The organism is Shewanella sairae (genome assembly GCF_023283535.1).
GTDB lineage: Bacteria > Pseudomonadota > Gammaproteobacteria > Enterobacterales > Shewanellaceae > Shewanella > Shewanella sairae.
In genome coordinates, this window is record NZ_JAKILT010000031.1 from 21317 (window position 1) to 40214 (window position 18898).

Here is an 18898-nt window from a genome sequence, read left to right on the forward strand (position 1 = left end):
TAATATTAAATCGTTTTACATTAATCCACGTCATTGTGGCAATCATACAGCTTAAGCAAATACTCTTTGCGCCCAGCGTGTCAATCCGGCTGTCACACTACCAAAGTGATCACCAACTACAATTGGGATCTCAGGGAATAATCCAGCAATGCGTTTATAAATCGCAGGGCTGCGAGCGGTACCACCCGTCACATAGATTCTGTCTGGCGTGACACCCGATTGCTCTAGCGCTTCACGCATCAAGGCCTCAACCTTTGAAAGTGGCATAGTGATTGCTGTTTCAAAGTCGCTATCACTTACCTTAGCATGTAAACCACTGTGGATATAATCCAGCGGTGTATCGACGCTATTGGCATCAGATAAGGCTATTTTGCTTTGCTCTGCACTGCGTACAATCTTATAACCGAGCTGCTCTTTTTGAACCTTTAGCAAACGCTGGATCAGCTCTGGATGCTGCGCATCTTTTATCAGATCTTCAATCAGCTTTTTAGAACCAAGAGCACTGAAATCTCGCTGCGCACTGATATCATTTACCGCAACGGCATTCCAAAAAGGTTTACTTGGCACAGGAAGCTTATTGACCATCAAACTACCTAAACCGAGGTGTGGCATAAATGACGCCATCGACAGTGCGATATCTAAATCGTTACCGCCAATACGTTGGCCACTATGACCAAGAAAATCCGCACTGCGGTCTCGGTTATCAATATGATTAGGCCCCATTTTCACCATAGAGCAATCGGTAGTACCACCACCAACGTCAACTACGAGTACTGTGACGTTTTCGTCAAGTGATGCTTCGTAGTCCATGCCTGCTGCTAAGGGCTCAAACAAGAAATCAACTTCAATAAAGCCAGCTCGCTTAGCAGCTAAAGAAAGAATCGCTTCTGCTTGCTGGTTACTTTCTTCACCGCCAATACCTTGGAAGTTTACCGGACGACCGATAACCGCATGGGTAATTGTACTCTTACCTTGCTCAAGCTGACTTTCTGCCTGCTTTTTAATATGCATCATCATTAAGGTGACGATATCTTCAAACAAGGCTATTTGACTGTCGCGAAGACCTGTCGCGCCTAAAAATGACTTAGGAGAGCGAACATAAAAACCTTCATCCGGCATATCAAGATACGCTTCAATGGCTTGCTCACCGACAAATACTGCTTGTTCATTAGGCAATAGGTCAAGGTCGCGTCTCGCCGCAGCGCCGCGGCTCAATTGGGCTGCACGTATACGTGTATATTCAGCTTGTTCAGCTTGAGGTAATTGTTTTAACACCGCTTCTGCAATTAACTCTCTGTCCATCGCATAAAGGGTAGAACTCATATATTTTGAGTCACCAGATAAGGGCACCAACCGCACGTCATCGCCATCAATAACACCAATAGCGCAATTAGCACTACCGTAGTCAAAACCTACAAACATTCCCTTATCCTTTAAAGCGTAAAAAAGCCGTGCAAAATATCACAGTCAGCGCAGAGTAAAAAGCGCATTTTGAAAATAAAAAAGGCAGCCAATGGCTACCTTTAATTATCGTTTAGCGGGATACAACACAAATCTTTATTCGGCTGTAACCGTGAAGCCCAGCGACCGCTTATTCGGGCTTAGTGTTCTGCGCTTTTTTGAGCTGCGCTTTCTGGTTTCTGCGTGCTTCAATCACTTGGCTAACATCACTGCCAATATGCGCTTCTCCGCGCTGCTTAGACAGTTGAACTTGACGCTCTCGTTCGAGAAAACGTTGGCGCTGTTTCTCGCTAGTTTTATCAATACAGTGCAGACAACTCACACCTTGCACAAAACTCTCTAGCGCCATCTCCTGTTCCGTTACCGGCATACGGCAGGCATTACATTGATCATATTGACCTTTTTCTAAGTCATGATTAACCGCAACCCGATTATCAAACACAAAGCATTCGCCCTGCCATAAGCTCTCTTCTTGCTCAACTTCTTCAAGGTACTTTAAGATCCCGCCTTCTAAATGATAAACCTCATCAAAACCTTGCTCCTTGAGGTATGCAGTTGATTTTTCACAACGTATACCGCCGGTACAAAACATTGCCACTTTTTTGTGCTTAGCAGGATCGAGGTTTTGCTTGACGTATTCAGGGAACTCTCTAAAGGTTTCAGTTTTCGGGTCGACGGCATTTTTAAAGGTACCGATCTGTACTTCATAATCGTTACGAGTATCAACCAACAAGACATCTGGATCTGAAATCAATTGATTCCAATCTTTGGGCTTAACGTAAGTACCGACGACTTTATTAGGGTCAACACCTTCAACCCCCATAGTTACAATTTCTTTCTTCAACTTCACTTTAGTACGGTAAAACGGCATAGCATCATCAAAAGAGAGCTTATAAACAATATTATCTAAACCTGGCTGAGTAGATAGCCAATCCATAAGCCCATCAATTGCAGCTTGTGAACCTGCAACAGTACCGTTAATTCCTTCTTGAGCTAACAGTAAGGTGCCTTTCACGTCTGAATCTTGCATCACTTGTAGCAGTGGTGCTTGCAGAGTTTCAAAGTTAGGCAAACTAACAAATTTGTACATGGCGCATACTACAACTTTTGACATATCTATCCCTTTTACGGCGAGCTGAAGCTTCATCTCCAGTGCTAATAACGGTTACCACAAATGCAATCGCCAATGTGAGCAACTACGCAAATTCGCCGCGAATTCTACCTGAGTCACACACAAACAAACAGGTATAAAAAGTAAGGTTAATAAATAGCTCATAGTTAAATACCAATAGTACTGAAGCAGTTTTCGCTAGCTAACACAAACTGATATGCCGCCAAACTCCAGATGTAAAGTTAGATTATTAATTGTTATTTACCGTTTAACAGTTAACAATATGCGCTATAACATAATCAAAAATAAGTCTTGTATATGCCCCTCCCTACACTCTACTCATTTCGTCGTTGCCCTTATGCTATGCGCGCAAGACTGGGGATTTTACTATCCAAGCAACAAGTTAGCTTGCGAGAAATAGTACTAAAACATAAACCAGAAGCCATGCTAGCAGCGTCACCTAAAGGCACGGTTCCAGTACTGATATTGCCTGATGCAAGTGTGATTGAAGAGAGTATTGAGATCATGTGCTGGGCACTAATGCAATATGATCCGCTGAATTTGTTATTGAGTGAAGCGCCACAACAAGAGATAGCCCAAGCGCTAATTCATACCAATGACCATAGCTTTAAACCTTGGCTAGATAAGTATAAGTACGCAGATAGACACCCAGGCCATAGTGAGCAGTATTATCGACAACAAGCTGAAGTATTTATTGCGCAGCTGGAAAGTATATTGACGAAACACTCGCAATTAATGGGTGATAAGGTTTCCATTGCCGATTACGCCATTTTTCCGTTTATTCGCCAATTCGCGTCCGTAGACAAAGCTTGGTTTGACGCCAGTCACTACACACATCTTAAAAAGTGGCTAAAATTTCATATTGAAAGTGATGCATTTACACAAATCATGAAAAAGTATCCAACATGGTTAGAAAGCGGTGAAAGTTTTGAGTTTGGTGCCAATATCGCTGTTTAAGCTTACAAAAAAGTCGCGCTTAAAAATTTAATTCCAGAATGTGGCGTCATTAAAGTCCACTCACTTTAATGACGCCCTCCACAACTAACATTAACTAAATCAAACAAGATAAAAGCGATAGCTTCAAGTTAACCTTATTCAATACAGCATTGCGCTAGCGAATAATTAGGGGAATGGTCACTAACAAGAGCCCTGCCATCACTATATTAAAGCCTTTACGTCGTTTTACTGTGTTGAGTTTACGCCTAATTGTTGCTCCCAATATCACCCAAGTAAATGACGCAGGAAAACCAATAATATTAAAAATGAATACTCCTGCAATAGCACTTAACCAATAAGCCTCTCCTCCAACGGTAAACGCGGTACACAAGGTTATTGTTGCCATCCATGTCTTAGGGTTTATCCATTGAAATAAAGCAGATTCTTTTATCGTCATTGGTTGGCGCTCAGTAACTGCAACCTCATCATCGACTGGTAAAGTAGCTACTTTATAGGCTAAAAATAATAAGTATGCTAACGAGGCAAATTGCAGCACTTGATGCATAACAGGCCAAGTTTCAAAGACCCCGCCTAATCCCAGCAGTATCGAGACATGCAAAAAAGTTTGCCCCACCCGAATACCTATCAGATGTGGCAAAGTACGCCTAATGCCAAAATTAGCACCAGATGTCGCTAAAAGGACATTATTAGGCCCTGGAGTCATAGTCATTGTTGCGCAAAAGATTGCCGCTGATATCATTAAGGGCCACATACTTTCCATCTTACTGCCTCCAAAATTCAAGGATATTGTCGATATAAAATATCATTCGACAAAGTTAAACCCGCAAATTGCACCCGCACAATTGTTGAGCAATTAAACTATTAGGTGCATACTAACGCCAACGATTATCAATACAATGGTTTTATTGTCATGGGTACAATTTGGACGCCGCAGTTAAACAGTTATTCTGGAGCTAAATATTTACGCCTTGCACAAGCAGCAGAAGATGCCATCAACCAAAGAGAGTTATTACCAAACACCAAGTTACCGCCGCAAAGACGTTTGGCTGATGCGTTAGGTGTTACGGTAGGCACGGTTACTCGGGCTTACGCGGTACTTGAACAACGTGGCTACGTGTATGCAAAAGTTGGCGCAGGGACATTTGTAAGAGCTGAAGATAGCGGATTCAAAAATAAACAAGTTAATTTCGCGACTTGTCAGCCACCGCTGACCAACCAGATTAGCGTGTTAAGTGACGCAATGAATCAATTGGCAAAGTCACCCCAACGGCTAACACAATTAATGGCATATCATGGTGAGCCTTTACTTGAGCATCAACAGATCTTTAGTCAATGGTTACACAAGCGAGGGATTGCGCAGCAAGCGAAACAAATCGTTTTCACCCACGGCGCACAACAAGGTATTTTTGCGGTGCTAAATGGGTTAATGCAAGCCGGTGATACCCTACTTTGCGAAGGCAATTGCTACCCGGGGATCCATACAGCAGCGGCGCAATTAGCAATTAATATTGAGCCCATTACGCTAAATGATGAAGGTTTAGACTTAAGTGAGCTTGAAGAAAAGATTATCGCTCACAAACCAAAAGTACTTTACATCACCCCTAACAACCAAAATCCAACTTGTATTCAGTACAGCCAAAGTCAGCGCCATACAATTTTAGCGTTAGCTAAAAAATACAATGTCGTGATCCTTGAAGATGATGTTAATTATTGCCTTAGCAATGAATGGTATTCTCCAATGTGGTCTTTAGAGCAAGACTTTGATCATAACGAAGAACAAAGACAAATTATTTACTTATCAAGCTTGTCGAAGGTATTTTGTGGTGGATTACGTCAAGGCTTTTTGTTGGTCCCAAGTCATTATGCTCTCAAGATCAAACAAGCCATCCATAGCCAGTGTTGGATGATATCCCCCCTCAATACTGAACTCGCTTGTCGAGTTATTCAAAACCCTGAGTTTATGGGGCAGCGTGAGCAAATTATCGCTCAACGGCAACAGTTATGTATCGAGATGGGGCAGCGCCTAGGACTGAAACAAAGGTGGCGAGGTTTAAATGGTTGGTTACAGTTAACCTTGCCGCTAAAAGCGCACCATGTAGTTACAGCCCTTGCGCAACAAAATTTACTGGTCAGAAATGGCGATGACTTTAATAATCACCAAAACTATATTCGACTGAGTATCGGTGACGCCGCTGACAACCAGCTATTTGCAGAGCAATTAGCGCAAATAGAATCGTGTATCAAATCGCTTAGTCAAACAACGTATTCGGTTGTTTAACCTTGGGCAATAAAAAAGCCGCTCTATGCGGCTGTTAAAGATTCCATCTAAATTACATCTGTCTGTCGACTCGAACAAAGCCTTGTAAATAGACGACTCTAACATCGTCATCGACATTAAACACCATACCTGGGTCAAGATCTTGGAGCACCATCACTTGTTCGCCAGTATCAAGGCTTATCATCATTTCAACCAAGCTTAGTTCTTGATAATAAGAGCTATCACCGTAGCGATTACCGACACCTGCGCCAAGTAAGGCTCCTAGCACCGTAGCAACATCTTGGCCTGAACCACCACCAAACTGATGGCCAATAACGCCGCCAACTAAAGCACCGCCAAAAGTTTTCCAGCCGGTATTGCGGTCTTCAACCAGCTGTTTTTGAGTGATATTACGTACAGAGGTCACCTGACCAAATTCGACTTTTTCAACGGCAACAGCCTGATTACGATCATAAGGCGCTGCAATCGTCGTTGATGTAGCAAAAAATAAACAGATAACAGTGAAAACAATAAGATGAGGTTTCAACATATGACTTTTTCCGCTAACTTTAAGGATAAGTATATTTATTAATCTTACTCAATTGTGAACTCACTGTCTTATTTAAATCATGATCAGCAAGGTTTCCCGCCTCCTGAGCAAGCATTAACAGATCCTAACGGTCTATTGGCGGTAGGCGGCGACTTGCGGCCTGAACGCCTACTCAACGCTTATTATAACGGCATATTCCCTTGGTTTAATTTCGATGACCCTATTTTGTGGTGGTCACCAGACCCCCGCGCCGTTTTTGTGCCTGGCAATATGAAAATTAGCCGCAGTTTAATTAAGTATCTCAAAAAACAAGACTGGACCTTTACCATTAACCATAGCTTTAAATCTGTTACCGAAGGCTGTGCAGCACCTCGAGCTGGTCAAGACGGCACTTGGATCTCGACTGAAATTCAACAGGCCTATTTGACTCTCCATGAGCAAGGCCACGCCCATTCTCTTGAAGTTTGGCAAGGCTCAGAGCTTATTGGCGGCCTTTATGGCTTAGCAATAGGGCAAGTTTTTTGTGGTGAATCTATGTTCCATCGAACAACGAACGCCTCGAAAGCTGCTATGATCGTATTACAGCAACATCTGCAGCACTGTGGGTTTAAGCTTATCGACGCCCAAGTCGTTAACCCACATTTAGACAGCTTAGGCGCAAAGTCTATTAGGCGTGAAGATTTTCTTCGGCTATTGACCCATTTGAGAGACGGTCAAGTAAGCTCCGATAGCTGGCTTAAAACAGAGGTATTCCTTGAACTCTAAATCGAGACCCGTCACTGTAGGTAGAACTAAAACCTTTCCTTGCAGCTATTTAGACGATGAACAAGAACAGCTAATGGTTTTGCAAGAAGATGTCATCGATAGCAATTTATTCGAGCAACTACTTGCGCTTGGATTTCGCCGCAGTGGCAGTATGATCTACAAGCCACAATGCCCACAATGCAGCGCTTGTTTACCTATTCGTTTACCCATTAATGATTTTACTCTGTCTAAGCGCCAAAAACGCACCTTGAAAAATAATCAAGATTTAAGCTGGAAAATCATTGACCATAAAACTGAGCAGCAATATGCGCTTTACGAGCGCTATGTGAATACTCGCCATCATGACGGCCCTATGTTTCCAGCAACACCTGAACAATATGATAGTTTTGCCACCGCTAACTGGATGCAGCCGTTATTTATTGAGCTGCGTTTAGGTGATGAACTGATTGGCGTCGCGGTTACAGACGTTTTGCCTCACAGCCTATCAGCAATATACAGCTATTTTGCCCCAGAGCATGAAAAACGCTCATTAGGCAGTTTGCTCATTTTACTCCAAACTCAAATTGCCAAAATGATGCAAAAACAATTTTTATATCTCGGCTATCAAATTGATGAGTCTCGAAAAATGAATTACAAACGCGACTATCGCCCTCACCAAATCTTGACTCAATCAGGTTGGGTTAATGAGATTAAGATCAAAAACCAGTGAATTAAACCATAACTAAGCTGCAGATAGCGTATATACTCAACCTTTGCTTTACAGCGGGGCTAATTTGCGGCATGATGTGCCCGTTTTATTATTTGAAGGCTAACAGGATAACTGATTAATGGCGAAAGAAGACAACATTGAAATGCAAGGCACAATCCTTGAAACCTTGCCAAATACAATGTTTCGTGTAGAACTTGAAAATGGTCATGTCGTAACGGCACACATTTCAGGAAAAATGCGTAAAAACTACATCCGTATTTTAACGGGTGACAAGGTAACGGTTCAGCTGACACCTTACGATTTGAGCAAAGGACGCATCGTCTTCCGTTCACGCTAAGAGTTATTAGCCTACAACGTAATGAAAAAGCCGGCAATGCCGGCTTTTTGTTGTCTAAAATTTGTAAGCACACCAATAATGATAAAGCTTTATCCAAAAACGCACTGAGTTTCTCTCATTCTTATACTGATTGGTATAAAAGCAAAGAGCCAATAACTCTGCAGCTATTGGCTCTATTATCATTGCTTAAAAAGTTAACGCACTCGCTTTAGGAATGAGTCACTTTTTCCAGTGATTCGGTAGAAATAACGATTTCATCGCCCTTCACATCCACTCTCGCAATGCCGCCCTTCTCAAGCTCGCCGAATAAGATCTCATCCGCTAACGGACGCTTAATCAATTCAGTCACTACCCGTGCCATCGGACGAGCGCCCATAGACTTATCGTAGCCCTTCTCAGCCAGTAAAGTTCTAGCTTCATCACTCACTTCAAGCGTAACTGACTTATCATCAAGCTGTGCTTGTAGCTCCACTAAGAACTTATCAACGACTTTGGCGATAACCGTCATATCTAAATGGTTAAACCAAATAATCGAATCTAATCGGTTACGGAACTCTGGTGAGAAAACTTTATTGATTTCAGATAACGCATCCTGAGTATGATCCTGCTGTTTAAAACCAATCGACTTACGAATCGTTTCTTGTACACCAGCGTTAGTGGTCATCACTAAGGTTACATGCCTAAAGTCCGCTTTACGGCCATTGTTATCAGTCAGTGTACCGTGGTCCATCACTTGCAGTAGCAAGTTGTAAACGTCCGGATGCGCTTTTTCAATCTCATCGAGCAGCACCACACAATGTGGGTTTTTAATCACTGCATCGGTCAGCAAACCACCTTGGTCATAACCCACATAGCCCGGTGGTGCACCAATTAAGCGTGACACCGTATGGCTTTCCATATACTCAGACATATCAAATCGAACAAGGTTAAGGCTTAAACATTTAGCAAGTTGACTGGTAACCTCTGTTTTACCCACACCGGTAGGTCCAGCAAATAGGAAACTACCAACAGGTTTGTTTTCACCGCCTAGACCACTGCGAGATAAGCGAATTGCCGAGCTAAGCCCCTCAATTGCTGGATTTTGACCGAACACCACCATTTTAAGGTTACGCTCAAGATTCTTCAGTAAGTCTCTATCAGAGCTTGATACGGACTTCTCAGGGATCCGTGCCATCTTAGCGATAATCGACTCGATTTCAGTCTGACCAATGGTCTTTTTACGTTTGCTTGCTGGCTGCATAGCCATGCGCGCGCCGGCTTCATCAATCACGTCAATCGCTTTGTCTGGCAAATGTCTGTCATTAATATGTTTGTCAGACAACCTTGCTGCCACACTGAGTGCCGCCAAGGTATAGCGCACGTTGTGGTGCTCTTCATACTTTGACTTGAGCCCTTGCAAAATCTTCGTGGTTTCAGCAACCGAAGGCTCATTAATATCCACCTTCTGGAAACGACGCGCTAAAGCTCGGTCTTTCTCAAAAATACTTTGATACTCTTGGAATGTGGTTGACCCCATGCAACGTAATTTACCTCCGGATAATAATGGCTTAAGTAAGTTAGAGGCATCCATCACGCCACCAGAAGCAGAACCAGCACCGATAATCGTATGGATTTCATCGATAAATAAAATCGCATGTTCATCATTTGCCAGCTCTTTTAATAAGCCTTTGAAGCGTTTTTCAAAATCGCCGCGGTATTTAGTCCCCGCAAGCAGCGCACCTAAGTCGAGTGAGTAAACTGTCGCTTTACTCATCACCTCTGGCACTTCTTCTTTAACAATTCGGTAAGCTAAGCCTTCCGCGATTGCGGTTTTACCTACACCCGCCTCACCCACTAACAGTGGATTGTTCTTACGTCGGCGGCAAAGAATTTGAATAGAACGCTCAATTTCCTCGGTACGACCAATCAGCGGATCAATATTGCCGCTTTTAGCAAGTTCGTTCAGGTTAGCTGTGAACTGCGATAAAATACTGCGCTCTTCTTCAGTCTCGCTTTGATCTTCAATTCTGCTTGGCTCACCATCAGTATCAATGTCGTTTTTAGAAAATCCGTGAGAAATAAAATTAACGACATCTAAGCGTGTTACATCGCCAGTGCGCAGCAAGTAAACAGCTTGCGATTCTTGTTCGCTAAAAATAGCCACCAGCACATTAGCACCTGTCACTTCATTGCGACCAGATGACTGCACATGAAAGACCGCTCGTTGTAAAACACGTTGGAACCCAAGCGTAGGTTGTGTTTCCTTTTCGTCTTCGGGATCAGAAATAATCGGCGTGGTTTGTTGAATGAAGCTGGCCACTTCATCCCTGAGTTTTTCTATATTTGCTCCGCAAGCAACAAGCGCCTCTTGTGCGGCTGGGTTATCGATTAACGCCAACAATAGATGCTCTACCGTCATGTACTCATGACGCGCATCTCTGGCTTGTTGAAAAGCCAGGTTTAAGGTGACTTCAAGATCTTTGTTTAGCATAAGCACCCCCTAAAAATTAACAACAGAGCAAAGCCAAATTAGGCTTCCTCTAAAGAACACAGTAACGGATGTTGGTTTTGTCTTGCAAATTGATTTACTTGCGCAACCTTAGTTTCTGCAATTCCAAATGGGTAAATACCGCAAATTCCTTTACCTTTATGATGGATTGCTAACATGATTTCCGTTGCTTGTTGCTCATCTTTCTTGAAGAACAGTTGTAATATCTCGATGACAAAATCCATTGGTGTGTAGTCATCGTTGTTTAAAATGACTTTATACATAGAAGGCTGTTTAAGCTCTGACTCAACACTTTCTTCTACGTGTTCAATATTTTCTGTTCTACTCATATCCCAATATTAGCCTCTAGTTTTGGCTTGTACCAATTGATTATGTAACTCAGTCTGTTTGTTGGACAAATTCTATCAAATTATACTCAGGTACGACTTGTTAAAAAATGTTGCTTTTTTGTTAACTTTATCTTGACAACCACTTATTCAGCTTTCATTCTGTTCATTAAGCGAGGAGTTTCCCCGCTGATAAGTTTTACTATCTTACTGGGAAGTGGACAACAGAAGGAAGTGGAAGTATGGCAAGCGGAACTGTTAAATGGTTCAACAACGCCAAAGGATTCGGGTTTATATGCCCTGATGCTGGCGGTGAAGATGTTTTTGCACACTATTCTACCATTGAAATGGAAGGCTATCGAACGCTAAAAGCGGGCCAACCAGTCAGTTTTGAGGTAGAAGCAGGTCCAAAAGGAATGCACGCGTCAGCAATATCGCCAACGAACTAAAATAAAATTAGATAAACCCAGCTATATAAGTAAAGATATTTATATAGATTGGTTTATGTTGCGATACGAACATAAAAAGCAGAGTAGCTAAGCTATTCTGCTTTTTTATTGGTTAAATGCATCTCGCCACTACTGTAAACAACAAAAAGGCCTGCATTACGCAGACCTTAGAGGTTAAATTGAATCTATTGCTTTACATCACATGGGCGCTATCAAATACCCATGTGACTCAAACAATTTGTCACTCAACCTAGCCAACAATAGCGTTCAATGTCGCACTTGGACGCATTGCAACTGACGCTTTAGCTGCATCCAAACGATAATAACCGCCTAAATCAACAGCAGGTCCTTGGACGCCATTTAATTCAGCAATAATCTTAGCTTCATTGCTAGTTAACGACTCTGCAAGTTGAGCAAACTCAACTTGAAGAGCAGCGTCGTTAGCTTGAGCCACTAATGCTTGTGCCCAGTACATAGCAAGATAGAAGTGACTACCACGATTATCCAGTTCACCTACACGGCGTGAAGGCGACTTGTTGCTATCTAGGAACTGACCAATCGCAATATCTAACGTGTCAGCAAGCACTTGCGCCTGTGCATTGTCAGTCGTTTGGCTTAGGTGCTCTAAAGATGCGCCTAATGCTAAGAATTCACCAAGTGAATCCCAACGTAAGTGACCTTCTTTTTCTACCTGTTGCACGTGTTTAGGTGCACTACCACCCGCGCCAGTTTCAAATAAACCACCACCATTCATTAGCGGCACAATAGACAACATTTTAGCACTGGTGCCCAATTCTAGGATTGGGAACAAGTCCGTTAAGTAGTCACGCAGTACGTTACCGGTAACAGAAATAGTGTCTTTACCTGCTTTAACGCGATCTAGTGTAAAGCGAGTTGCCGCAACTGGTGACATGACATGCAGTTCAAGACCACTTGTGTCGTGATCTTGTAAGTAAAGCTCTACTTTCTTAATGATTTCAGCATCGTGGGCACGATCTGCATCTAACCAAAATACTGCAGGTGTATTTGATAGACGCGAGCGGTTAACCGCAAGCTTAACCCAGTCACGGATTGGCGCGTCTTTAACCTGACACATTCTGAAAATATCGCCCACTTCTACATTGTGCGACATTAATACATTGCCGTTTTGGTCAACGACGTTAACCGTGCCGGCAGCTGCAATTTCAAATGTCTTATCGTGGCTACCGTATTCTTCCGCTTTTTGCGCCATTAGGCCAACGTTTGGTACGCTACCCATAGTGCTAGGGTCGAAGGCGCCGTTATTGATACAGAAATCGATAGTTTCTTGATAAACACCGGCATAACAACGATCTGGGATCATCGCTTTCATGTCTTTTAATTGGCCATCAGGACCCCACATCTGCCCTGAAGTACGAATAGCAGCAGGCATAGATGCATCAATGATCACATCACTTGGTACATGCAAGTTAGTAATGCCACGATCAGAATCGACCATAGCAAGCTCAGCGCGCTCACTATAAACCGCCGCTAAATCAGCCTCGACTGCCGCTTTTTGTTCTGCCGGTAATGTTGCGATTTTCGCGTAAACATCACCCACACCGTTGTTTACATCAACACCTAGCTGTTCAAACAACTCCCCGTGCTTAGCAAATACGTCTTTGTAGTAAACCTTTACCGCGTGGCCAAATAAAATTGGATCTGACACTTTCATCATTGTTGCTTTCAAGTGCAAGGATAATAATACATCTTGCTCTTTAGCCAGATTCGTTTCACGCTCGTAAAACTCAAGCAATGCCTTTTTGCTCATCACAGCTGAATCAATCACTTCACCCGCTTGCAGTGTTATTGCGCTACGTAGCACCTGCTCTGAACCATCAGCTTTATTCAATACAATAGAAACGCTACCAGCGTCAGCTACAGTGACAGACTTTTCGCTACCGTAAAAATCACCTTCGTTCATGTGTGCGACGTGTGATTTAGAGTCTGCTAGCCACTTACCCATTGAGTGTGGATTTTTCTGGGCAAACTTTTTAACAGAACCTGGTGCGCGACGATCAGAGTTACCTTCACGTAGTACTGGGTTTACCGCACTACCTTTGATCTTGTCGTAACGTGATTGAATCTCTTTTTCAGCGTCGTTTTGCGGCTCATCAGGGTAGTTAGGAATATCGTATCCCTTGTTTTGTAGCTCTAAAATACAGGCTTTTAGCTGCGGAATAGACGCACTGATGTTTGGTAATTTAATAATGTTCGCTTCTGGGGTTTTAGCCAGCTCACCTAATTCAGCCAGCGCATCATTAATACGCTGCTCTGCTGTTAAGTTTTCAGGGAAATTAGCAATCACGCGACCAGATAAAGAGATGTCACGCGTTTCTACGTCAACACCTGCAGTTCGGGTAAACTTTTGGATAAGAGGCAATAGAGATAAGGTTGCGAGTGCCGGTGCTTCGTCAGTTTCGGTATAGATGATCGTTGATGTTTTATCGTTCATTTTGTGTCCTACATTGATTTAAATTTAAGATTTTTATAATAATTATTCTGTATTTTTACGATTAAAAAACTGTAACGGTCTTGAGTTATCACTTTGAATTGCTAGTGATAATTTATGCGATCTTGTGTGCAATAAGCCAGCGACATTATTCGCACACCTCTCACAAATGAAAATAATTAGTTGCGGATCACACTTTTTAATTTGCCGACATCATAAAACATTCCGCGCAATTTTCAAATTCCACTAAAAGCCAATGCGCAGTACAATAGTGAAATAGCCCGTATAGATGAAAAGTATTCCAGCGTGACGCAACCATTTTCAAAGAAAAATACCAGTAATAAAAAAAATCTCCGCAGTGTGCGTGCTAGCAATAGCGGTAATCGCCCCAGTAGTAACAACACAGGGTCGAATAATTCATTTTCTCGGGTAGGCTTTAAACGTAAGAGCACGGCTAATCCCAAAAGCGTCGCCAATCCGATTATCGTGCTGTTTAACAAACCCTTTGATGTGCTTTGCCAATTCACTGACGAGCAAGGACGTCAGACCTTAAAAGATTTTATTCCTGTGCCTGGCGTTTATGCCGCAGGTCGACTCGACAGAGATAGCGAAGGTTTATTATTGCTGACTAATGACGGTAAATTGCAGTCACAAATTACTGAACCTAAAAAGAAAACCTTTAAAACCTATTGGGCTCAGGTAGAAGGTTCACCGACTGAAGCGGCGCTTGAGCAATTGCGTCAAGGTGTTGAGTTAAAAGACGGTATGACGCTACCGGCTAAAATTAGCATTATGGATAAGCCCAAGGTCTGGGATAGAACCCCGCCTATTCGCGAGCGCGCTAATATTCCGACGACTTGGTTAGAAATACAGATCTGTGAAGGTAGAAATCGACAAGTAAGACGTATGACGGCGCATATCGGTTTTCCGACATTAAGATTAATCCGCTATAAAATAGGTCAATGGAGTCTAGATGATCTGCAAAACGGTGAATATCGTCAACTTGATATGAAAAACAAATCTGTGTGAGTAATTAGCCATGACTGAGCGCTACAAACCCAATACCACTGTCGCCTGCGTTATTGAGGCTCAAGGTAAATACTTGTTAGTTGAAGAGCTCATTGACGGTGAAGTTAAATATAATCAGCCTGCAGGGCATCTTGAAGCCCATGAATCGATTATCAGCGCCTGCTCTCGTGAGGTATATGAAGAGACAGGTCTTAGGCTTGCCCCTCAAGGCTTGGTGGGGATTTATCAATTTAGCGCCAGTGAATCACTTGCCTTTGTGCGTTACACCTTTTACGTTCAGCTTGACAAAATCATAACCTCAGCCCCTATAGATCCGGCAATTAATGCCTTAGCTTGGTTAACGCTTGAAGAAATTCGTTCATTAAGCCCACAACTTAGAAGTCCGTTAGTCATTAAATCGATTAACGATTACTTAGCGGGGAAACATTTTCCTTTAGCGCTGCTTAATGACGACTATTTCTAGCTTAAGTGTGAGTATAGGTGTGCAGACGCTGATTCTCCGTTTGACTAGCGCTGGCGGATTGTCATCTGAAATGCCCTTACTTGCAGCAATTAATACTCATCAGTTTAAGTCCTTTGATAGTTCAGTATGAGTGAATATTCAACGCCGTAGCAGCCAAAATAAAAGATAGCTCTTCACTAGATAGCCCAGCCTTATAATGCATGATAGAATATGCACCCGCAGAAAGCCGCGGCTTGAACAACGTATCTCGATTATCACTGTTATTCATTGAGATACCGATTCGCAGCAATATTCAGTAAACACAAGGTTTTTTTAGGATTTATGACGTCAATCGAACCCACTCATCTTGGTAAAAAAGTCATCGTCGGTATGTCCGGTGGTGTTGATTCATCAGTTTCAGCCTACCTGTTAATGAAACAGGGTTACCAGGTTGAAGGCCTGTTCATGAAGAACTGGGAAGAAGATGACACGGATGAATATTGCGCGGCAGCAGACGATCTTAAAGATGCACAAGCTGTATGCGACAAATTAGGCATTAAATTGCACACGGTTAACTTCGCATCAGAGTATTGGGACAATGTGTTCGAATACTTCCTAGCAGAGTACAAAGCCGGCCGTACCCCCAATCCAGATATCATGTGTAACAAAGAGATTAAGTTTAAAGCTTTTCTCGAGTTTGCAGATGAAATCTTAGACGCTGATTACATCGCGATGGGCCATTATGTGCGCCGCCGTGATATTGATGGCACCAGCCAGATGCTGCGTGGCGTTGATGGCAATAAAGATCAAAGCTATTTCTTATACACATTAGGCTACGAGCAAGTTGCTCGCTCATTGTTCCCAGTTGGTGAACTCGATAAGAGCGAAGTTCGCGAAATTGCTAAAGAAATGGGCTTAATCACCCACGATAAGAAAGACAGCACAGGTATTTGTTTTATCGGTGAACGCAAGTTTACTGATTTCTTACAAACCTTCTTACCAGCACAACCTGGCAATATTGAAACCAGCGAAGGTGAAGTCATTGGTACTCATCAAGGTTTGATGTACCACACCTTAGGTCAACGTAAGGGCCTAGGTATTGGCGGTCTTAAAAACAGTAATGAAGACCCATGGTACGTGGTTGAGAAAGATTTAGTCCGTAATGTATTGATTGTAGGACAAGGTGGTAACCACCCTCGCCTAATGTCAAATGGTCTAATCGCCAACCAACTGCACTGGGTTGACCGTAAAGGCCCTGCTGATGGCTCAAACATCACAGTGAAAACACGCTATCGCCAACAAGATGTACCGTGTCGCGTTACCTATGATAGCGATGACGTGCTACGGGTGATTTTTGATGAGCCTGTTGCTGCGGTAACGCCTGGCCAATCAGCGGTTTTCTATGATGGTGAAATCTGCCTAGGTGGCGGTATTATTGACGCACTAATAAGAGATTAATTGATGAGTGATCAGCTGTTTGAACGCACTATGGCCTTTGCTGGTATTTTACAAGCAGTGGCCCAAGTTCAATATATTGCAAGGCATGGTGATTCAGATAAAGACGCATTAGCAGCAAGCCTACAATCAGTATTAGTGACCAATCCAGAGTCGACAAGTGATGTCTATGCAGACAAATTTGCGCTAAGAAAAGGTTACGAGCTGATTGTTAGCCAGCTTGGTGACGTAAAGCAAAAAGACGTGGAAGTGACTCGCTATTTAGTCGGCATTCTAGCTTTAGAGCGCAAACTAACCCGCTCTTCAAACGCGATGGGCATGCTAAGCGAGCGCATTAACCAAGTTCACCGTCAACTCAATCACTTTGAGATCACCGACGAGCAAGTCATCGCTAATTTTGCCGGTATTTATAGCGACATTATTAGTGAGCTTGGGCCTAAACTGCAGATCTCTGGCAATCCTGAGTTTCTTAAGCGTACCCAAACACAACATAAAATTCGCGCTTTATTGCTGTCTGCCATGCGCAGCGCAGTGCTATGGCGTCAATTAGGAGGCAAGCGTAGGCATCTTGTCTTCGCAAGAAAAACAATAGTCGATACAGCTATGAAAAGCCTCACCCTATAATTTTAAGCCTAGTTCACCAAGGAGCTTCAAATGGAACTTTCCGCACTAACTGCTATCTCTCCGGTAGACGGTCGTTATGGTAGTAAAACCGCCTCATTAAGAGGGATTTTCAGCGAGTACGGCCTGACCAAATACCGTGTTCAAGTCGAAATTAACTGGCTTAAGCTGCTTTCAAGCTGCCCAGAAATTGAAGAAGTTCCACCTTTTAGCGAAGCTGCATTGACTTTGCTTGATCAAATTAAAGATAACTTTAGCGAAGCTGATGCATTGCGCGTTAAAGAAATTGAAGCAACAACTAACCATGACGTTAAAGCGGTTGAATACTTCATTAAAGAACGTATTGCCGATAACGCTGAGCTAGTTGCAATTGACGAGTTCGTGCACTTTGCTTGTACCTCTGAAGACATTAACAACCTGTCTCATGCTTTGATGCTAACAGAAGCGCGTGATCAAGTGATTCTGCCTTATTGCCAAAAAGTCGTTGATGCCGTTAAAGCGTTAGCACATGAGCATAAGTCAGTACCGTTAATGTCACGTACTCACGGCCAACCAGCTTCACCTTCAACATTAGGTAAAGAGATGGCTAACGTGGCTGTACGTTTAGAGCGTCAGCTATCTCAAGTTTCTAAAGTTGAAATCATGGGTAAGATCAATGGCGCAGTAGGTAACTACAACGCTCACATCTCTGCTTATCCAGAAGTTGACTGGCATGCTCTGTCACAGCGCTTCGTTACTAGCCTTGGCATTAACTGGAACCCATACACCACGCAAATTGAGCCACACGATTACATCGCAGAATTGTTTGATGCCCTAGCGCGCTTCAACACAATCTTGATCGATTTCGACCGCGACATTTGGGGTTACATTGCATTAGGTCACTTTAAGCAAAAGACCATTGCCGGTGAAATTGGTTCTTCAACCATGCCACACAAAGTTAACCCAATCGACTTTGAAAACTCTGAAGGTAACCTAGGTATTGCTAACGCATTAATGCAACACCTTGCCGCTAAGCTTCCAGTTTCTCGCTGGCAGCGTGACCTTACCGACTCTACAGTGCTACGTAACTTAGGTGTAGGTATGGCGCACTCTCTAATCGCTTACCAAGCAACATTAAAAGGGATTAGCAAGCTAGAAGTTAACGAAGAACAACTTCGTAAAGAGCTAGATGGCAACTGGGAAGTTCTAGCAGAGCCTGTGCAAACTGTTATGCGTCGTTACGGTATTGAAAAGCCATATGAGAAGCTAAAAGAGCTAACTCGTGGTAAGCGTATTGATGGCGCACAGCTTGCAGTATTCATCGATGGTCTTGAGCTACCAGAAGACGTTAAAGTTGAACTTAAAAAGATGACTCCTGCTAACTACATTGGTCGTGCTGAAGCATTTGTTGACGAGTTAAACTAATAACCTTTGTAGCAACTTGCTATTAAAGAATTGATAAAGGCGTTAA

General features: G+C 42.9%; 18 protein-coding genes. 11 read left to right on the forward strand and 7 right to left on the reverse strand.

Annotated features, from left to right (window positions below; all coding sequences use genetic code 11):
- Positions 1-51 precede the first annotated feature (51 nt).
- Together yegD and trhO are read right to left on the reverse strand one after the other, a co-directional pair.
- On the reverse strand, positions 52-1422 hold the full coding sequence (gene yegD, locus L2748_RS13720) for a molecular chaperone (RefSeq protein ID WP_220780197.1): 1371 nt from the start codon (positions 1420-1422) through the stop codon (positions 52-54).
- Positions 1423-1591: 169 nt separating this feature from the next.
- Positions 1592-2575 (reverse strand): oxygen-dependent tRNA uridine(34) hydroxylase TrhO, encoded by a 984-nt coding sequence (gene trhO, locus L2748_RS13725; protein WP_220780198.1) that lies wholly within the window; start codon positions 2573-2575, stop codon positions 1592-1594.
- A gap of 315 nt (positions 2576-2890) precedes the next feature.
- Between trhO and L2748_RS13730 the strand changes: the two genes are divergently transcribed.
- Entirely contained in the window at positions 2891-3550 is a 660-nt protein-coding gene (locus L2748_RS13730; RefSeq protein ID WP_220780199.1) for a glutathione S-transferase, read from the forward strand.
- A 154-nt stretch (positions 3551-3704) separates the two neighbouring features.
- Here the strand turns inward: L2748_RS13730 and L2748_RS13735 are convergent, their stop codons facing one another.
- On the reverse strand, positions 3705-4310 hold the full coding sequence (locus L2748_RS13735; RefSeq protein ID WP_220780200.1) for a LysE family translocator: 606 nt from the start codon (positions 4308-4310) through the stop codon (positions 3705-3707).
- Between the two features lie 150 nt (positions 4311-4460).
- On the opposite strand from L2748_RS13735, the gene L2748_RS13740 reads away from it, so the two are divergent.
- Positions 4461-5828: an aminotransferase-like domain-containing protein gene (locus tag L2748_RS13740; protein WP_220780201.1), complete on the forward strand. Its 1368-nt coding sequence runs from the start codon at positions 4461-4463 to the stop codon at positions 5826-5828.
- A 52-nt stretch (positions 5829-5880) separates the two neighbouring features.
- On the opposite strand, the gene L2748_RS13745 is transcribed toward L2748_RS13740, so the two are convergent.
- Positions 5881-6357, reverse strand: coding sequence for an outer membrane lipoprotein (locus L2748_RS13745; protein WP_220780202.1), 477 nt, complete (start codon positions 6355-6357; stop codon positions 5881-5883).
- 54 nt (positions 6358-6411) lie between these two features.
- Between L2748_RS13745 and aat the strand changes: the two genes are divergently transcribed.
- The 3 genes from aat to infA all read left to right on the forward strand — a co-directional run bounded on the left by aat (position 6412) and on the right by infA (position 8168).
- Complete coding sequence (aat, locus tag L2748_RS13750; protein WP_220780203.1) at positions 6412-7122, forward strand: leucyl/phenylalanyl-tRNA--protein transferase; 711 nt, start codon at positions 6412-6414, stop codon at positions 7120-7122.
- Positions 7112-7831 carry an arginyltransferase gene (locus L2748_RS13755; RefSeq protein WP_220780204.1) on the forward strand — a complete coding sequence of 240 codons (720 nt, stop codon included), beginning with the start codon at positions 7112-7114 and terminating at the stop codon, positions 7829-7831. Before aat ends, L2748_RS13755 begins: the two co-directional genes overlap by 11 nt.
- A gap of 118 nt (positions 7832-7949) precedes the next feature.
- Positions 7950-8168, forward strand: coding sequence for a translation initiation factor IF-1 (gene infA, locus L2748_RS13760; protein WP_005500725.1), 219 nt, complete (start codon positions 7950-7952; stop codon positions 8166-8168).
- Positions 8169-8376: 208 nt separating this feature from the next.
- Here the strand turns inward: infA and clpA are convergent, their stop codons facing one another.
- Together clpA and clpS are read right to left on the reverse strand one after the other, a co-directional pair.
- A complete protein-coding gene (gene clpA, locus L2748_RS13765; protein ID WP_220780205.1) occupies positions 8377-10638 on the reverse strand; it encodes an ATP-dependent Clp protease ATP-binding subunit ClpA in 2262 nt (753 codons plus the stop codon).
- Between the two features lie 38 nt (positions 10639-10676).
- On the reverse strand, positions 10677-10985 hold the full coding sequence (gene clpS / locus L2748_RS13770; RefSeq protein WP_012155760.1) for an ATP-dependent Clp protease adapter ClpS: 309 nt from the start codon (positions 10983-10985) through the stop codon (positions 10677-10679).
- A gap of 239 nt (positions 10986-11224) precedes the next feature.
- Here clpS and cspD point away from each other — a divergent pair, with 239 nt between their 5' ends.
- A complete protein-coding gene (cspD, locus tag L2748_RS13775) occupies positions 11225-11431 on the forward strand; it encodes a cold shock domain-containing protein CspD (protein ID WP_012155761.1) in 207 nt (68 codons plus the stop codon).
- A 250-nt stretch (positions 11432-11681) separates the two neighbouring features.
- On the opposite strand, the gene L2748_RS13780 is transcribed toward cspD, so the two are convergent.
- Positions 11682-13904, reverse strand: coding sequence for an NADP-dependent isocitrate dehydrogenase (locus tag L2748_RS13780; protein WP_220780206.1), 2223 nt, complete (start codon positions 13902-13904; stop codon positions 11682-11684).
- 303 nt (positions 13905-14207) lie between these two features.
- On the opposite strand from L2748_RS13780, the gene L2748_RS13785 reads away from it, so the two are divergent.
- The 5 genes from L2748_RS13785 (at position 14208) to purB (ending at position 18852) form a co-directional block, all read left to right on the forward strand.
- Entirely contained in the window at positions 14208-14930 is a 723-nt protein-coding gene (locus tag L2748_RS13785) for an rRNA large subunit pseudouridine synthase E (protein ID WP_220780207.1), read from the forward strand.
- Between the two features lie 10 nt (positions 14931-14940).
- Positions 14941-15393 carry an NUDIX hydrolase gene (locus tag L2748_RS13790; RefSeq protein ID WP_220780208.1) on the forward strand — a complete coding sequence of 151 codons (453 nt, stop codon included), beginning with the start codon at positions 14941-14943 and terminating at the stop codon, positions 15391-15393.
- 321 nt (positions 15394-15714) lie between these two features.
- Complete coding sequence (gene mnmA / locus L2748_RS13795; RefSeq protein ID WP_220780209.1) at positions 15715-16830, forward strand: tRNA 2-thiouridine(34) synthase MnmA; 1116 nt, start codon at positions 15715-15717, stop codon at positions 16828-16830.
- A gap of 3 nt (positions 16831-16833) precedes the next feature.
- Positions 16834-17451, forward strand: coding sequence for a high frequency lysogenization protein HflD (gene hflD, locus L2748_RS13800; protein ID WP_220780210.1), 618 nt, complete (start codon positions 16834-16836; stop codon positions 17449-17451).
- 30 nt (positions 17452-17481) lie between these two features.
- Positions 17482-18852 carry an adenylosuccinate lyase gene (gene purB / locus L2748_RS13805; protein ID WP_220780211.1) on the forward strand — a complete coding sequence of 457 codons (1371 nt, stop codon included), beginning with the start codon at positions 17482-17484 and terminating at the stop codon, positions 18850-18852.
- The last annotated feature ends 46 nt before the right edge of the window (positions 18853-18898 follow it).

Excerpts from the sequence above, each read along its gene's own strand:
- mnmA (WP_220780209.1), top strand. The coding sequence starts at position 15,715 with ATGACGTCAATCGAACCCACTCATCTTGGTAAAAAAGTCATCGTCGGT.
- L2748_RS13780 (WP_220780206.1), bottom strand. The coding sequence starts at position 13,904 with ATGAACGATAAAACATCAACGATCATCTATACCGAAACTGACGAAGCA.
- purB (WP_220780211.1), top strand. The coding sequence starts at position 17,482 with ATGGAACTTTCCGCACTAACTGCTATCTCTCCGGTAGACGGTCGTTAT.
- cspD (WP_012155761.1), top strand. The coding sequence starts at position 11,225 with ATGGCAAGCGGAACTGTTAAATGGTTCAACAACGCCAAAGGATTCGGG.
- L2748_RS13790 (WP_220780208.1), top strand. The coding sequence starts at position 14,941 with ATGACTGAGCGCTACAAACCCAATACCACTGTCGCCTGCGTTATTGAG.
- clpS (WP_012155760.1), bottom strand. The coding sequence starts at position 10,985 with ATGAGTAGAACAGAAAATATTGAACACGTAGAAGAAAGTGTTGAGTCA.
- hflD (WP_220780210.1), top strand. The coding sequence starts at position 16,834 with ATGAGTGATCAGCTGTTTGAACGCACTATGGCCTTTGCTGGTATTTTA.
- L2748_RS13735 (WP_220780200.1), bottom strand. The coding sequence starts at position 4,310 with ATGGAAAGTATGTGGCCCTTAATGATATCAGCGGCAATCTTTTGCGCA.
- yegD (WP_220780197.1), bottom strand. The coding sequence starts at position 1,422 with ATGTTTGTAGGTTTTGACTACGGTAGTGCTAATTGCGCTATTGGTGTT.
- infA (WP_005500725.1), top strand. The coding sequence starts at position 7,950 with ATGGCGAAAGAAGACAACATTGAAATGCAAGGCACAATCCTTGAAACC.
- trhO (WP_220780198.1), bottom strand. The coding sequence starts at position 2,575 with ATGTCAAAAGTTGTAGTATGCGCCATGTACAAATTTGTTAGTTTGCCT.
- clpA (WP_220780205.1), bottom strand. The coding sequence starts at position 10,638 with ATGCTAAACAAAGATCTTGAAGTCACCTTAAACCTGGCTTTTCAACAA.
- L2748_RS13745 (WP_220780202.1), bottom strand. The coding sequence starts at position 6,357 with ATGTTGAAACCTCATCTTATTGTTTTCACTGTTATCTGTTTATTTTTT.
- L2748_RS13730 (WP_220780199.1), top strand. The coding sequence starts at position 2,891 with ATGCCCCTCCCTACACTCTACTCATTTCGTCGTTGCCCTTATGCTATG.
- L2748_RS13740 (WP_220780201.1), top strand. The coding sequence starts at position 4,461 with ATGGGTACAATTTGGACGCCGCAGTTAAACAGTTATTCTGGAGCTAAA.